The organism is Chromobacterium sp., assembly GCF_041912965.1.
Classification (GTDB): domain Bacteria; phylum Pseudomonadota; class Gammaproteobacteria; order Burkholderiales; family Chromobacteriaceae; genus Chromobacterium; species Chromobacterium aquaticum.
This window is the reverse complement of record NZ_JAYSGF010000028.1, coordinates 1-15395: the sequence shown is the minus strand read 5'-3', so window position 1 is coordinate 15395 and position 15395 is coordinate 1. Positions and strand designations below refer to the sequence as shown.

At 64.0% G+C, this 15395-nt stretch carries 15 protein-coding genes; 3 read left to right on the top strand and 12 right to left on the bottom strand.

What is annotated here, in order from left to right; genetic code table 11:
- Positions 1-5 precede the first annotated feature (5 nt).
- From ACE3QM_RS15145 to hemE, 6 genes are all read right to left on the bottom strand, one after another.
- On the bottom strand, positions 6-449 hold the full coding sequence (locus ACE3QM_RS15145) for an SH3 domain-containing protein (protein ID WP_374423014.1): 444 nt from the start codon (positions 447-449) through the stop codon (positions 6-8).
- Positions 450-462: 13 nt separating this feature from the next.
- The gene (gene secB / locus ACE3QM_RS15140; RefSeq protein ID WP_374423012.1) at positions 463-915 is read right to left on the bottom strand and encodes a protein-export chaperone SecB; all 453 of its coding nucleotides are present in this window, start codon (positions 913-915) and stop codon (positions 463-465) included.
- 130 nt (positions 916-1045) lie between these two features.
- Positions 1046-1303, bottom strand: a complete 258-nt coding sequence (gene grxC / locus ACE3QM_RS15135; RefSeq protein WP_048409928.1) for a glutaredoxin 3 — start codon at positions 1301-1303, stop codon at positions 1046-1048.
- A gap of 95 nt (positions 1304-1398) precedes the next feature.
- The gene (dacB, locus tag ACE3QM_RS15130) at positions 1399-2790 is read right to left on the bottom strand and encodes a D-alanyl-D-alanine carboxypeptidase/D-alanyl-D-alanine-endopeptidase (RefSeq protein ID WP_374423009.1); all 1392 of its coding nucleotides are present in this window, start codon (positions 2788-2790) and stop codon (positions 1399-1401) included.
- A gap of 7 nt (positions 2791-2797) precedes the next feature.
- The gene (locus tag ACE3QM_RS15125; RefSeq protein WP_374423007.1) at positions 2798-4972 is read right to left on the bottom strand and encodes a primosomal protein N'; all 2175 of its coding nucleotides are present in this window, start codon (positions 4970-4972) and stop codon (positions 2798-2800) included.
- 562 nt (positions 4973-5534) lie between these two features.
- Entirely contained in the window at positions 5535-6602 is a 1068-nt protein-coding gene (gene hemE / locus ACE3QM_RS15120) for a uroporphyrinogen decarboxylase (RefSeq protein WP_374423004.1), read from the bottom strand.
- A 108-nt stretch (positions 6603-6710) separates the two neighbouring features.
- Here hemE and ACE3QM_RS15115 point away from each other — a divergent pair, with 108 nt between their 5' ends.
- The gene (locus tag ACE3QM_RS15115; protein WP_374423002.1) at positions 6711-7391 is read left to right on the top strand and encodes an ATP-binding protein; all 681 of its coding nucleotides are present in this window, start codon (positions 6711-6713) and stop codon (positions 7389-7391) included.
- Here ACE3QM_RS15115 and ACE3QM_RS15110 read toward each other — a convergent pair.
- The 4 genes from ACE3QM_RS15110 to ACE3QM_RS15095 all read right to left on the bottom strand — a co-directional run bounded on the left by ACE3QM_RS15110 (position 7379) and on the right by ACE3QM_RS15095 (position 10311).
- Entirely contained in the window at positions 7379-8224 is an 846-nt protein-coding gene (locus tag ACE3QM_RS15110; RefSeq protein ID WP_374423000.1) for a substrate-binding periplasmic protein, read from the bottom strand. The genes ACE3QM_RS15115 and ACE3QM_RS15110 overlap by 13 nt on opposite strands.
- Before the next feature lie 41 nt (positions 8225-8265).
- A complete protein-coding gene (locus tag ACE3QM_RS15105) occupies positions 8266-8781 on the bottom strand; it encodes a chromate transporter (protein WP_374422998.1) in 516 nt (171 codons plus the stop codon).
- Entirely contained in the window at positions 8778-9335 is a 558-nt protein-coding gene (locus ACE3QM_RS15100) for a chromate transporter (RefSeq protein ID WP_231461189.1), read from the bottom strand. The genes ACE3QM_RS15105 and ACE3QM_RS15100 overlap by 4 nt, the downstream gene beginning before the upstream one ends.
- Before the next feature lie 97 nt (positions 9336-9432).
- Entirely contained in the window at positions 9433-10311 is an 879-nt protein-coding gene (locus ACE3QM_RS15095) for a LysR family transcriptional regulator (protein ID WP_374422996.1), read from the bottom strand.
- A gap of 106 nt (positions 10312-10417) precedes the next feature.
- Between ACE3QM_RS15095 and ACE3QM_RS15090 the strand changes: the two genes are divergently transcribed.
- The gene (locus ACE3QM_RS15090; RefSeq protein WP_374422994.1) at positions 10418-11017 is read left to right on the top strand and encodes a short chain dehydrogenase; all 600 of its coding nucleotides are present in this window, start codon (positions 10418-10420) and stop codon (positions 11015-11017) included.
- Between the two features lie 96 nt (positions 11018-11113).
- Here the strand turns inward: ACE3QM_RS15090 and parE are convergent, their stop codons facing one another.
- Together parE and ACE3QM_RS15080 are read right to left on the bottom strand one after the other, a co-directional pair.
- Complete coding sequence (gene parE, locus ACE3QM_RS15085) at positions 11114-13078, bottom strand: DNA topoisomerase IV subunit B (RefSeq protein WP_231461186.1); 1965 nt, start codon at positions 13076-13078, stop codon at positions 11114-11116.
- A gap of 128 nt (positions 13079-13206) precedes the next feature.
- Positions 13207-13734 (bottom strand): RNA pyrophosphohydrolase, encoded by a 528-nt coding sequence (locus ACE3QM_RS15080; protein ID WP_048409938.1) that lies wholly within the window; start codon positions 13732-13734, stop codon positions 13207-13209.
- Between the two features lie 199 nt (positions 13735-13933).
- On the opposite strand from ACE3QM_RS15080, the gene pssA reads away from it, so the two are divergent.
- Positions 13934-15274 (top strand): CDP-diacylglycerol--serine O-phosphatidyltransferase, encoded by a 1341-nt coding sequence (gene pssA / locus ACE3QM_RS15075; protein ID WP_374422991.1) that lies wholly within the window; start codon positions 13934-13936, stop codon positions 15272-15274.
- Positions 15275-15395: the final 121 nt, after the last annotated feature.

Sequence of the window (15395 nt, the reverse complement as noted above, 5' to 3'; positions counted from 1 at the left end):
AGCCCTTACAAGCCCCAGAGGTCGGTAATACGAGCATAGCCGATGCTGCCGTCGCGGTGGCGCACTTTGACCCAGCCGCCCTTGGGCGGCTCTTGCAATTCCACCACGCCATCCTTGGGCACGGTATAGGCCAGCAGGCCGTCGTTGGCCGGAGTGGCGCGCACTTCGGCCTTGTCGACCGTGATCAGCAGCCAACGCTGTTTGGATAGCGCGGCCGCCGGAATCCAGGCGATGCCGCCGGTGGCGTCGCGCACGCGCGACCATTCCTTCTGGCTGCTCAGCACTTCCACCGGATAGTAGCGGCTCACCACGAACAGTTTCTTCGAGGTGAGCGCCGGCGCCTCGTACAGCGCCACGCCGGTTTCCTTGACCGAGCGAAACTCAAGAGCGGCCGCGCTGTGGGCCAGCAGGCCCAGGCTCAGCGCCAGCGGGTATACGAGGCGTTTCATCACTGGTTTCGCCTCAGGCGTTGCCGGCTTCGGCCAGTTGCGCACGCTGCTGCATGTACAGGGCTTCGAAGTTGATCGGCGACAGCAGCACCGGCGGGAAGCCCGCGCGGTTCACTACGCTGGACACGGCTTCGCGCGCGTAGGGGAACAGGATGTTGGGGCAAGCCACGCCCAGGATCGGGTCGATGTCTTCGGCCGGCACGTTGCGGATCTGGAAGATGCCGGACTGGCCCACTTCGCACAGGAACATGGTTTTTTCCGGCAGCTTGGCGGTCACGGTCACGGTCAGGGTGACTTCATAGTAGCCATCGTCCAGCTGCTTGCCTTCGCTGGCCAGCTGCATGTCGATTTCCGGCTGTTCTTGCTCCAGGAACACCTGCGGCGCGTTCGGCACTTCCAGGGACATGTCCTTCACATAGATCTTCTCGATGGAGAACGCCGGTTGCAGCTCTTGTTGTTCGCTCATGTCTTTTCTCACACGGAGGCCGCTCGCAAGCGGCCGGTTTTGGAATGGTGTAAACAGGCCTGCATCATCGCACGAAAGCGGTTCAGGGCCAACCGCCCGCAAGCCGGGGCTTGATCGCGGGCAAGCGGGCTCAATCGGCCAGCAGCAGGTCCAGCTTGCCGGCTTGGTTCAGCGCGATCAGGTCGTCACAGCCGCCGACGTGGGTGTCGCCGATGAAGATCTGCGGCACGGTGCGGCGGCCGGTCAGATCCATCATTTTGTCGCGCTCGACCGGGTCCAGGTCGATGCGGATTTCCTTGATGTCGGCCACGCCCTTGGCGGACAGTACTTGCTTGGCGCGGATGCAGTAGGGGCAGACCGCAGTGGTGTACATGGTTACGGGTTTCATCAATGGCTCTCGCGGGTTCGGGCGCTCCGGCGAGGAGCGCAAAACCCGATATTATACGCGCGCCGCGCGCGCCGAAACCGTCAATCCGCCCCAGCTTATTTGGCGGCTTCGAACTGATCGATCAGATCGGCGACGATCTGATCCATCGCCTTGCCCATTTCCGGCGCGCGCGGGCTGTTGACGATCACCGCCAGCGCCAGCCGGCGGCCATCCGCGCCCAGCCAGTAGCCGGCCAGCGCCTTGACATCCTTGAGGGTGCCGGTCTTCATCCGCAGCCGCGGGCCTTGATCGGCGAAGCGTTTTTTCAGGGTGCCGTCTTCACCGGCGATGGGCAGGCTGGCCAGGAATTCGCTGGCGTAGGGGCCGCGCGCGGCATTGAGCAACACCTGCCCCATTAGCCGCGCGCTCACGCGTTCGCGGCGCGACAGACCGGAGCCGTTCTCCAACACCAGCGTCTCGTCGGAAATGCCGTTGGCCGCCAGCAACCGCCGCACCGCGTGTTCGGCGTTGGCGCGGGTATCCTCGCCACCGCCGCCCTCCTTGCCCAGGGTCAGGAACAAGGTGCGCGCCATGGTGTTGTTGCTGTATTTATTAATGTCGCTGATCGCCACGGTCAGCGGCTGGGAGTCGTGCCCCGCCAGTTCCCGCGCGCCGGCCGGCACCCGCCCCTGTCCGGCGCCCTTGGGCCCGGCACCGCCCAGCGCCTGCCACAGCGCGGCGAAGTCCTGGCTGGCGAAGGCATCGTGGTCCAGCACGTTGACGAAGGTCTTGGCGCCGTCGCAGCTGGCGGGCAAGGTGCCGCTGACGGTGACGGAATTGGCGTCGTTGCTGATCGTGGCGTAGCGGCGCACATCGGAGCAGTCGTTCGGGCCGCCCTGGCCGCCGGCCTGCAGCTTGGCATTGACGCGGACGCCGGCCAGCGGCGGGTCCAGCGCCACGCGCGCGCCGGCGGCGTCGACATAGAAGTTGAGCCAGGCCACTTTCAGATTGGTCAGGTGGCTGTCCGGCTCCACGGTAAACGCACGGCCCAGGTCTTCGTCGAAGTCATGGGCGCTGGAAATGCCCTTGAAGGCGCTCTTGTCCAACAGCAGGCGGCCATCTATCTGTTTGACGCCGCGCAGCCGCAGCTCATACAGCAGCTTGAGCAGGCTGTCGTTGTTGAAGCGCGGATCACCAGCGCCCAGCCAGTAAAGATCCCCTTGCAAGGCGCCGTCGCGCAGCGGCGCGGCGGACCAGAGGCCGGTATGCCAGTGATAGCCGGGCTTGAGCAGATTCAACGCGCTCCAGCTGGTGATCAGCTTCATGGTGGAGGCGGGATTGACCGCGCTGTCGGCGCGGTGGCCGGCCAGCGTCTTGCCGCTTTCCACCGGCGCGGCCCAAACCGCCACTTCTTCCGGCTTGAGGCCATGCAGGTCCATGGCGAGAGCAGGCCAGGCAGCCAGCAGCAGGCAGCCGGCCAATAGGGTTTTCTTGAGAGTAGCGTTCATTCGGCGATCACATGTCTTGTGGGTCTACATCCAGCGACCAGCGCAGGCCGCGGCCATGGCGCTTGGCCACCGCGTCCAGCTGTGGCAGCAGTTGATTCAAAAAGGCGTGCAGCGCTTGCCGCTGCGGCGCTTCCAACACCAGTTGGGCGCGCTCGCGATTGGCCAGCCTCACCATCAGCGCCGGCGCCGGGCCGGAGATCAGCACTTGCGCGCTCAAGGGCTCGGCCAGCCGGCGCGCCTCGGCCAAGAAGGCGGAGGCCTGTTCCAGGCTGGGGCTGTCGGCGCGCAGCAAGGCCTGATAGGCGCAGGGCGGGAAGCCGGCGATGCGACGCTCGTCCAACAAGGTGTTGGCGTAGCCGTCGAAATCGTGGCGCGCCAACGCCTGGTATAGCTCATGATCCGGCCATTGGGTCTGGATCAGCACTTCGCCGGGGGCATCGGCGCGGCCGGCGCGGCCGGCCACTTGCATCAGTTGCGCGAACAGCCGTTCGGAGGCGCGGAAATCCGCGGAGTACAGACCGCCGTCCGCTCCCAGCGCCACCACCAGCGACAGGGTGCCGAAGTCGTGGCCCTTGGCCAGCATCTGGGTGCCCACCAGCATGTCGACCTCGCCGGCGTGCACTTTGCGGTAGATATCGTCCCAGGCTTCCTTGCGGCTGGTGGTGTCGCGGTCTATGCGCAGAATGCGCGCAGTGGGGAATAGGCGCGTCAGCGCCGATTCCAGCCGCTGGGTGCCCTCGCCCAGCGGTTTGATGTCGGGATTGCCGCAGTCCGGGCAGGCGCGCGGCACCGCTTCTTCCCAACCGCAATGGTGGCAACGCAGCTTGCGCTCCAGCAGGTGCACCACCAGCTTGGCGGAGCAGCGCGGGCAGCCGCTGGTCCAGCCGCAATCGGTGCAGGCCACCACCGGCGCGAAACCGCGGCGGTTGATGAACACCAAGCTCATTTCGCCGCGCGCCAGGCGCTGGCGCAATGCTTCGATCACCGGTTCGGACAGGCCTTCGGCCAGTTTTTGCCGCCGCACGTCGACCAAGCGGACATCCGGCAGCCTGGCCGCGCCATGCGCGCGCCGGCTCAGGAATAGCCGGCGATAACGGCCGGCTTCGACATTGGCCATGGTTTCCAGGCTGGGCGTGGCCGAGCCCAGCAGGATGGGCACAGCGGCCCGGCGCGCGCGCCAGATCGCCAGATCGCGCGCATGGTAGCGCAGGCCATCCTGCTGCTTGAAGGAGCCGTCGTGCTCCTCGTCCACCACGATCAACCCCAGGCGCGGCAGCGGAGTGAACACGGACAAGCGGGTGCCTATCACCACATCGGCGCGGCCTTGCCAGCCATCGAGCCAACCCTTCAGGCGCTCGCCATCGGCCAGGTGGCTGTGCTGCACAGCGATGCGGCTGGCGGGAAAACGCTGGGTGAAGCGGGTGATCAGTTGCGGGGTCAGATTGATTTCCGGCACCAGCACCAGCACTTGGCGGCCGGCGGCCAGATGATCGGCGATCAGTTGTAGATAGACTTCGGTCTTGCCGCTGCCGGTAATGCCGTGCAGCAGCCACGGTTGATAGCCCGCCTGGCCACGCAAGGCATCCAGCGCAGCCTGTTGTTCTTCGTTCAGCTCGGGGCTGTCCGCCACCCGCAAGGGCTGCGCTTCCGGTTCCACGCGGCGGACCTTGTCTTCCGCCAGCCAGTCCGCCAGCACTTTGCCGGCCTGCGGCGTCACCGCCTTGGCGGCGGCAAGCGTCAGCGGGCCATCCTGCAACGCCTGCCATAGCCCCAGCCTGGCGCGCTGGCGCGCCGGCGGCGCTTCCGCCTCGCCCAGCGGCGTCAACGCGTAGGGGCGTTCGTCCGGCAATTGGATATCCCGTGGCTCGCGCAGGCCGGTGGGCAAGGCGGTGAACAGGGTCTGGCCCAGTGGATGGTGGTAGTAATCGGCGGCGAAGCGAACCAGGGCCATGAAGTCTTCCGGCAACGGCGGCAGGCCGCTCAGCACCGCGTCTATGCTTTTGAGCTTGGCCGGCTCGATACCCTGCTGAGGTATATCCGTGACAACCACGCCACAAAGCCGGCGCGGTCCGAAGGAAACCGCCACTCTTTGCCCAATCATGACAGACAACTGGGTCAGGTAGCTGAACGTACCTGGCAGCGGCACATCCACGGCCACTTGCACAATGCTGTGTTGCCCCATCCGGAGCGCTCCCGAAGACAAATGCTGTTGTGACAAGGCTTTGCGGCCACTGTGCACAGATGCTGTGGATAACTTTGTGAACAAGATGCCGGTCTACCGCCGAAATGGCGCTAGAACAGCGTTTCCATTAGATTGCACAAAAATTAATCAATAATTTTTTCTTTTATTTTCAAAGACTTAAATTGCAGAAAAAAACATGAGCAATCGGCTTGACAAGGACTGGAACTCTGACTAGGAGATGTGCATAACTCCGAGAACAACTACCGTTCTTCTTGTCAATATCCTTATTAACCCAAGTGCAAAAATGCAATCCGGCCGCAGGCGAACCATCGGCCGGACAAGCATCGATACCCCGGCGCGCGCCAAGCGGCGGCGAGGGAAAAGTTAAATTTTCTGTTGAAAAAACAAATCCTTTTCCACTTGCGGCGCTAATAGCAGCTGGCGATGGCTTCACAGTCTGATAAGGCGGGCTTTAATGCCCGCCGCCATGCTCCAGCCTGGTGCAGCGGCGCATGGGAAACGCGCCGGTCGGCAAAAAAATGCAAATGAACTGGCGCCGGTTTCAGCCGGCGGCGTGATATGGCCGCGACAAGCGATGCACCGCTTCAACCAACGCGCCGGCGTGCTCCGGCTTGACGTGCTGGGAGATACCGTGGCCTAGATTGAAGACATGACCGCTGCCGGTGCCGTAGCTGGCCAGGATGCGCGCCACTTCGCGCTCGATGGCGGCGGGCTCGGCGAACAGCGCATTGGGATCGAAATTGCCTTGCAGCGCCACTTTGCCGCCCACCCGCGCGCGCGCGGCGCCCAGGTCCGTGGTCCAGTCCAGGCCCACGCAGTCGGCGCCGATGGCCGCGATCTCTTCCAGCCACTGCCCGCCGCCCTTGGTGAACACGATCACCGGCACGCGGCGGCCGTCGGCCTCGCGTTTCAAGCCGGCGACGATCTGGCGCATATAGGCCAGCGAGAACTCACGGTAGGCCGCCTGGGTCAGCGCGCCGCCCCAAGTGTCGAAGATCTGCACCGCTTGCGCGCCGGCGTCGATTTGGGCGTTCAGGTAGTCGATCACGGTGCGGGCGTTCACATCCAAGATGTGATGCAGCAGTTCCGGACGGCTGTAAAGCATGGCCTTGACGTGGCGGAAGTCATCGGAGCCGCCGCCTTCAATCATGTAGCAGGCCAGGGTGAACGGGCTGCCGGAGAAGCCGATCAGCGGCACGCGGCCATCCAGCGCCTTGCGGATGCTGGACACGGCGTCGAAGACATAGCTCAGCTTGTCCAGCGCCGGCACCGCCAGCGCGTGAACCGCGGCTTCGTCGCGCAACGGACGCTCGAACTTGGGGCCCTCGCCTTCGGCGAAATACAAGCCCAGGCCCATGGCGTCCGGCACGGTCAGGATGTCGGAGAACAGAATGGCTGCGTCCAGCGGGAAGCGCTCCAGCGGCTGCAAGGTGACTTCAGTGGCGTAGTCAGGACTGGTGCACAGGCCCATGAAGCTGCCGGCCCGGCTGCGAGTGGCGCGGTACTCCGGCAAATAGCGGCCCGCCTGGCGCATCATCCAGATCGGGGTGTATTCGACGGGCTGGCCAAGCAGCGCGCGCAGGAAGGTATCGTTCTTGAGCTGGGTCATGCGGCAATCAGTCCTGAATGACGAAAAAATAGAGCGTCATTATACCCGACTCCCCCGGCCCAGTCCCCCCGCTTGGCGGCGCGCCTCAGCACGGCTAAGCTATGCGCCATGAAGAAAACCGTACTCTTGTCCTGGAGCAGCGGCAAGGACAGCGCCTGGGCGCTGCATGTGCTGCGCCAGGACCCCGATGTCGAAGTGGTCGGGCTGTTCACCACCGTCAACCAGGCCTTCCAGCGCGTGGCCATGCACGCGGTCCGCGTCGAACTGCTGTGCGAACAGGCGGCGGCGCTGGGCTTGCCGCTGCGCCAGCTGACCATCCCCTACCCTTGCAGCAACGAGGATTACGCCAGCCGGATGGCGGAATTCGTCAGCGCCTGCCGCGCCGACGGCGTCAGTCATATGGCGTTTGGCGACCTGTTCCTGAAGGATGTGCGCGCCTACCGCGAGCGCAATCTGGCCGGCAGCGGCATTGAGCCGCTCTTTCCGCTGTGGGGCCTGCCCACCGCCGAGCTGGCGCAGACCATGTTGCGCGGCGGCCTGAAAGCCAGGCTGACCTGCCTGGACCCGCGCAAGCTGCCGCGCGAGTTGGCTGGCCGCGACTTTGGCCAGGCTTTGCTGGATGCCTTGCCGCCGGACGCCGACCCATGCGGCGAATACGGGGAATTCCACTCCTTCGCCTGGGATGGACCGATGTTCCAGCGCCCGGTGGCGCACACCGTGGGCGAAACAGTGGAACGGGATGGATTTGTGTTCACGGACTTGCTGCCGCAGGAGTCTCAGCGCGGATAAAACCACAGTTCCTTGCGCTGCAACGGGGTTTCCTTGGGCAGCAGAGGGTTGGACAATTCGATGATGCGCCGTTGCGCCAGGTTCAAGGCGCGCAAGCGCGGACCGTTGAAACGCAGGAACAGCTTGTCGAAGCTGCCGTCCTTGATGGCGGCCTCCAGGCCCTGGGTCAAGGCCCGCGCCAGCTCCGGCCGGCGCGGCGACACGAAGAAGTAAAACGCCGCCGGGTAATGCAGCACCACGTAAGAATCCAACGCCAGGCCTTTGGCGGCGTCGGACTCCAGCTCCTGCCCCACCTCGATCACGCTGCGCGGGAAATAGTCAAAACGTCCCTGGCGCAGCATGGCGAACAGCGGCAAGTACAGGGGGCTGGCCACCACCGGCAAGCCTGCGCCGCGCAGAATCTGGGGATCCGGCCAATCCTGCCCCTGGCCTGCGCTCAGCGCCTTCAGATCCGCCAGCGTGAACACCTTTTCAAACAGCCGGGCGCGCTTTTGCGACACCAGCGGCACCCGCCAGCCAATCAAGCCCTTATAGAGCGGGATGCGCACCGGCAAGGCCTTCTGTTCGCGCTCGCGGCTACTCATGCCCCAGAACAAATCCACGCCGGCATCGCCGTGCGCCATCTGTTCCAGCGCCCGCCCCTGGTTCATGTCCAGCGCGCTGCTCAGCTCGCAACTAAGTTTGGCCTCGCCGCAGGCCAGTTGCAACAAGGCCTGCATATAGGGCAGATGCGGGTCCTGCTCCCCGGACACCAAGGCGTAGCGGATTGATAGCCCTTGCCCCTGCGCCCATGGCGCCAAGCAGCACAATAGCAGCCAGATCAAGACTCGCATCGCACTCCGTTCCCAGAACAAGGGCCGCCTCCGGCCACGTTTCATAATAGCCCCAGCCCGCCCAGCACGGCGCCGGCCAGCAACAGCCACAAAGGGTTGAGCGCGGTGCGCCAAGCCGCCAATGCCACCGCGCCGCACAACAACCAGGCGCCGACGCTGGCGTTGGCCGCCTGGCTCAACAACAGGGCGCTAGCCGCCACCAGCCCTATGGTCAGCGGCGCCAGACCACGCTGTATCGCCAGCGTCAGCGGCGCCCGCTGATAGCGCTGCCACCAGCGCGCCACGTAGAAACTCAAGATGGACGATGGCCCGCAAATGCCCAGCATGCTGACCACGGCGCCGGATACCCCGGCCACATGCCAACCAATCAGACAAACCACCAGCACATTGGGGCCGGGCGCGGCCTGGGCGATGGCGAACAACGCGGCGAATTCGCGCGCGTTCATCCAGCCTTGCTCCACCACCAGACGCTGCAGCTCGGGTATCAGCACATTGGCGCCGCCCACCGCCACCAGCGACAGCATGGAAAACTGCCACAGCAGCGTCAGCAATATCATGCGCCCTCCTTCGGCCGGTCGCGCCAGGCCAAGCCTATGGCGACCGGCGCCAACAAGAGCAACGCCCACAGCAAGGGCAATTGCCATATTCCCAGCGCACAGAAGGTCAAGGCGGCCACCAGCCCGCACCACAGCTTGCGCTCGATGCGCGCCAGCAAGCGCAGCCCCATCGCCGCTATCAGGCCAGCGGCGGCGGAAGCCAGGCCATGCAGCACGTTCTGCACCAACGGCAGCTGACGGTAATGGCCATAAAAGGACGCCAGCAGCAGCACAATGACCATGGGCGCCAGCAATAGCCCGGCGATGGCGGCGGCGGCTCCGCCGACGCCGTGAAAACGACTGCCCACCGCCACCGCGACATTGACGATATTCGGCCCCGGCAACACTTGCCCCAAGCCCAGCATCACGGCGAAGTCCGCTTCGCTCAGCCAGCGGCGGCGCAACACCATCATCCGGTGCGCCTGCGGCAGCACGCCGCCGAAGCCGGTCAGGCCGATAGAGAAAAAGCCCGCGAACAATTCACGCCGGCTGGGCGTCCGCAAATCCGGCTCCATCCCCGTTTCCCCCTCGCCATTGCTTTAATGTATGCAAGCTACGCCGATGCGCACTCGCGCTCAAACGAAAATCGTTGACAAGCCCTGTCAATAAAACTCACAACCCGCCCAGGCGTTGCAGAATGAAGTCTATGAACACCCTCAACTTGGGCAAAGGCTGGCGGTCCGGCAGATAGATCAGGTGCATGGGCTTGGGCGGCGGCAGGCAGCCTGGCAGCAGCTCCACCAGCCGTCCAGCCGCCACATCGTCGCCGAGCAGCGCCTCGGCCTGCAGCACGATGCCGCCGCCGGCCAGCGCCACCATGCGTAGCGCCTGCCCGTGGTTGGACTGGAAGCGGCTGGCGCGCCCCCACTCGCCCGCGCCCAGCAACTCCCAGCCATCATCCTTGCGCCATAGCGAGAAGCCCAGACAATCATGCGCGGCCAGATCCGCCGACACTCGTGGCACCCCTTTGCGCGCCAGATAGGCCGGCGCCGCCGCCACCATCATCCGGTAGGGCTGCAATGGCCGGGCCACCAGACCGGAGTCCGGTAGTTGACCGATGCGGAAAGCGGCATCGTAGCCATCGGCCACCAGGTCGACCAGTTCGTCGGACAAGCTCAGGTCCACGGTGATGTCCGGATACGCTTGCATGAACTCGGCCAGCAGGCCGGCCAGGCGCAGCGAACCGAAGGTCACCGAGGCGTTGATCCGCAGCACGCCGCGCGGCGCGCCGCTCATCAACTCGGCGCCGCTTTCCGCCGCGCGAATTTCCGCCAGAATGGATTGGCAACGCTGGAAATAGTGCCGACCCAGTTCGGTCAGTTGTTGCCGGCGCGTGGTGCGCGCCAGCAGGCGGCCGCCCAGCCGCTGCTCCAGGCTGGCGATATGCTTGCCCACCATGGGTTGGGACAGGCCGTGCGCCTCCGCGGCCGCGGTGAAGCTGCCGCGCTCCACCACGGTCACGAACAGTTCCATGCTCAATAGGCGATCCATGCCATTCATAACCCATGGTTTTCAATCTTGTTCATCTTAGCGGATTAATCCGTGCGCCGCGCGGGCGCAAAATGATCGGGTCTTGTACTTGTCCGGGAGATTCCCCATGAAAAAGATCCTCATCGTCGGTGCCCACGGCACCTTGGGCCAGGCCATCAGCCAGGCGCTGTCCCACCATCAACTGATCAAGGCCGGCAGCCGCCGCGGCGAGGTGCTGGTGGATCTGACCGACGGCGCCAGCATCCACGCGATGTTCGAGCACATCGGCAAGGTGGACGCCATCATCAGCGCCACCGGCAAGCTGCATTTCGGTCCATTGGCGGAAATGAGCGCCGAGCAGTTCCGCATCGGCCTCAACGATAAGCTGATGGGCCAGGTGGAACTGGCGCTGATCGGTCAGCATTATCTGAACGAAGGCGGCTCCATCACGCTGACCAGCGGCATCGTCAGCGAGCAGCCCATCCGCTTCGGCAGCAATGCCAGCGCGGTGAATTCGGCGCTGGAGGGCTTTGTGCGCGGCGCGGCGGTGGAATTGGACCGCGGCCGCCGCATCAATGTGGTCAGTCCCAATGTGCTGCGGGAATCCTGGGGCCAGTACCAGGACTTCTTCCCAGGCTTCGAGGCGGTGCCGGCGGCGCGCGCCGCGCTGGCCTATGTGCGCAGCGTGGAAGGCGTGCAGACAGGACAGACACTGCGCGTCTGGTAAGAACCTGTTTGGAATCCGCTGCGCTGCGGCGATACCGCAGACATGACAACGCCCCCGCAAGCCAGGCTTGCGGGGGCGTTGAACGCGTGTCGTCGCTCAGATATCGGCTTCGACCGCGTTGCCGTTGGCCTCCATCCAGCTGCGGCGGCTGGATGCCTCGCCCTTGCCCATCAGCATGACGAAGGTGGACAGCGTCTGCTCCAGCTCGCCGGCGCGCACGCGCACCTGCGACAAGCGACGGGTGTCCGGATTCATCGTGGTGTCCTTCAACTGCTCCGGGTTCATCTCGCCCAGGCCTTTGAAGCGGGAAATGCCCCAGGCGTTCTCACGCACGCCTTCGCTGCGCAACCGGTCCAGAATGGCGGTCATCTCGCCTTCGTCCAGCGCGTACAGCTTGCGCGGCGGACGGTGCTTGCCCTGGCCCGGCACATCCACGCGGAACAGCGGAGGCTGGGCCACATAGATATTGCCGTTTTCGATCAGGCGCGGGAAATGGCGGAAGAACAGCGTCAGCAGCAGCACCTGGATGTGGGAGCCGTCAACGTCGGCATCGGACAGGATGGCGATTTTGCCGTAGCGCTGGCCGGACAGGTCCGGGTGATCGCTGGGCCCATGCGGGTCCACGCCGATGGCCACCGAGATGTCGTGGATCTCAGCATTGGAGAACAGCTGGTCCTTGTCGGTTTCCCAACTATTGAGCACCTTGCCGCGCAGAGGCAGGATGGCCTGGTACTCTTTGTCGCGCGCCAGCTTGGCCGAGCCGCCAGCGGAGTCGCCCTCCACCAGGAACAGCTCGTTGCGCTCGATATCCTCGCTCTCGCAATCAGTCAGTTTACCGGGCAGCACCGCCACGCCGGAGCCCTTCTTCTTCTCCACCTTCTTCACCGACTTCAGACGCGATTGCGCCTGACGTATCGCCAGTTCGGCGATTTTCTTGCCGGACTCCACGTTCTGGTTCAGCCACAGCTCCACCGGATCGCGCGCCAGGCCGGAAATCAGTTTCAAGGCGTCGCGGCTGGTCAGCTTGTCCTTGGTCTGGCCCTGGAACTGCGGATCCAGCACCCGGGCGGACAGCACGAAGCGCACACGGCTCCACACGTCCTCGGCCATCAGCTTGACGCCGCGCGGCAGCAGATTGTGGTGGTCGATGAAGCTCTTCACCGCGTCGAACACACCGGCGCGCAAGCCCGCTTCGTGGGTGCCACCCACCGGGGTCGGGATCAGGTTGACGTAGCTCTCGCCGCTGGCGCCATCCTCGAACCAGGCCATTGCCCACTGCGCGCCCTCGCCCTTGGCGAATTGCTCGTGATCATCGCCGATATAAGCCTCACCGGCGAACAGAGGCGCCACCGGCTCATCGCCATTGCACAGCTCGGCCAGATAGCTCTTCAACCCTTCCGGATATTGCCAGACCTTGACCTCGTCGCCGCTGGGACGCTCCACTATCAGCGTCACCGCCACGCCGGGCAGCAACACCGCCTTGGCGCGCAGCAGACGCTCCAGTTCCGGCAGCGAATAACGCGGGCTTTCAAAATACTTGCCGTCCGGCCATACCCGCACCCGGGTGCCGCTGGTGCGCGGGCCGCAATCGCCAACCCGGGCCAGCGGCTCGATGACGTCGCCGCCGGAGAACACCAGGCGGTGCACGCCGCCCTCGCGCTTGACCTCCACTTCCAGCCGCGTGGACAGCGCATTGGTCACCGAGACGCCGACGCCGTGCAGACCGCCGGAAAACGCATAGGCGCCGCCATCCTTCTTATTGAACTTGCCGCCAGCGTGCAGCCGGGTGAACACCAGTTCCACCACCGGCACGCCCTCCTGCGGATGCAGGCCCACCGGTATCCCGCGGCCATCGTCATCCACCGACAGCGAACCATCCTGATGCACCGTCACCGCGATCTTGCGCGCATAGCCGCCAAGCGCCTCGTCGGCGGCGTTGTCTATCACTTCCTGGCAAATATGGGTGGGGTCGGTGGTGCGGGTATACATCCCCGGCCGCTCCTTGACCGGCTCCAAGCCCTTGAGCACCCGTACCGACGATTCATCGTATTGTTGCGTCATGTCTTAAATCTTGTTGCCCAGCAAATTACGCCAAACGCCGCGGCAGTCTGCCACGGCGAAAAAAAAGACAGCGGGCCAGGCCCGCCGTATCGCATCCAGGCTGCGCCGACGACGCGCCCGCCAACATCTCAGTGCTGCTCCTGAGGGCGGCCAATGCGCGTTAAATACGCTTCTCGGCTCTCCACCCCGCGCAGAAAACGCGCTAACTCGGCCAGCGCGCGCTCATAGACATCGCGCTTGAACTCGATCACAGCGTCCACTGGCGCCCAGTATTCATTCCAGCGCCAACCATCGAACTCAGGGTGGCTGCTGGCGCGCAGACAGACATCGCACTCGCGGCCCACCAGCTTCAGCAGGAACCAGATCTGCTTCTGCCCCTTATAGCTGCCGCGCCACTCGCGGCGCACCCAGTTGGTCGGCACTTCATAACGCATCCAGTCGCGGGTGCGGCCCAGTATTTTCACATGTTGCGGCAGCAAACCCACCTCCTCCAGCAGCTCGCGATACATCGCGGCTTCCGGACTTTCGCCTGGCTTGATTCCGCCTTGCGGAAACTGCCAGGAATGCTCACGCACTCGCTTGCCCCAGAACACCTCATTCTTGCCATTGATGAGGATGATTCCGACATTGGGGCGGTATCCGTCCCGGTCCAGCATTGGAAAACCTGCAATTCATCTAGTTGAACGAATTTTTGCACATTTCTCCCCGCCTTGCCATGGACTCTGTCGTATCCCGCTTTCCAACCCGATTTGGCGCGGAACTGCGCTGGCGCAAGGATTGCCAGGGCGCCAACTCCCCCAAGAAGCGAAAACGATGCTACGATTCCACGATTAAACGTCAAACTCCAACGCTTACATGGCATTTCTGCTAAAAAGATCGTTGCTCGCTCAGCTGCCCAAGCTGCGTCTGCAAGCCGACGCCATCACCACCCTGCATCAGACCGCAGACTTCCGCCTTAGCCTGCTGGCCGCCATCGCTCAGGCCCAGCACCGCATCTACATCGCCGCGCTCTATCTGGAGCACGACGAGGCGGGGCAGGAAGTGCTGGATGCGCTGTTTGCCGCCAAGCAGCGGCAACCGCAGCTGGATATCCGAGTCATGGTGGATTGGCATCGCGCCCAGCGCGGGCGCATCGGCGAAAGTCAGGACAGCTGCAATGCCGCCTGGTACCGCGCCCAAGCCTTGTTGCACAGCGTCGATGTTCCGATCTACGGCATCCCGGTGCAAACCCGCGAGTTATTCGGCGTGCTGCACCTGAAAGGCCTGATTATTGACGAGCAGGTGCTGTACAGCGGCGCCAGCATCAACAATGTCTACCTGCACAAGCTGGACAAATACCGCTTCGACCGTTACCACCTGATCCGCAGCCAGGCACTGGCGGATACGATGGCCGGCTATATGCACGAGCAGTTCTTCAATGACCCCGCGGTGTTCCGGCTCGACAAGCCGGCGCCGGCCACCCGCAGCATCCGCAAGGAAATCCGCGTCTTCCGCGACAAGCTGAGTCATAGCCAATACCGCTTCCCGCATGATGCCGACGCGCATGATGGCCTGTCCATCAGTCCCATTGTCGGCATCGGCAAAGGCAACGCGCTCAACCCGGTGATCCTGGATCTGATCGCCAACACCCAGAGCACGCTGTTCATCTGCACCCCCTATTTCAATTTCCCGCGTTCGGTGGTGCTCGCCATCAACAAGGCCTTGCGACGCGGCGTGCAGATCGACATCGTCGTCGGCGACAAAACCGCCAACGACTTCTACATCCCGCCCAGCGAGCCCTTTCGGGTCATCGGCGCCTTGCCCTATCTCTACGAAATGAATCTGCGCCGCTTCGCCAAGCGCCAACGCCATTACATCGGCACCAATCAGCTGCGCGTTCATTTGTGGAAAGACGGCGATAACACTTACCACCTGAAAGGCATGTTCAGCGACCAGCGCCACATGCTCTTGACCGGCAATAACCTCAACCCGCGAGCTTTCCGGCTGGACATGGAAAACGCGCTGCTGATCAACGACCCTCACGCCGAACTCAAGCACCAGAACCAACAGGAACAGGACAATATCCTGCGCCACAGCCGGCAACTGCTGCATTACCGTGAGCTGGAAGACGTGCGCACCTATCCGGATCAGATCAAGAAGCTGCTGACGCGCTTGAGCCGCGTGCGCATCGATCGCATGTTGAACCTGATGTTGTAAGTTCCAGCGTTCCAAGACCAAGTGCCGCTCGCGGCGCTTTTTTATTGCCGGCATGTCCAATGCCCAAACGCAACAAAGCCTCCCCGAGGGGAGGCTTCCGTGTCGCGTTTCCACCGCGCCA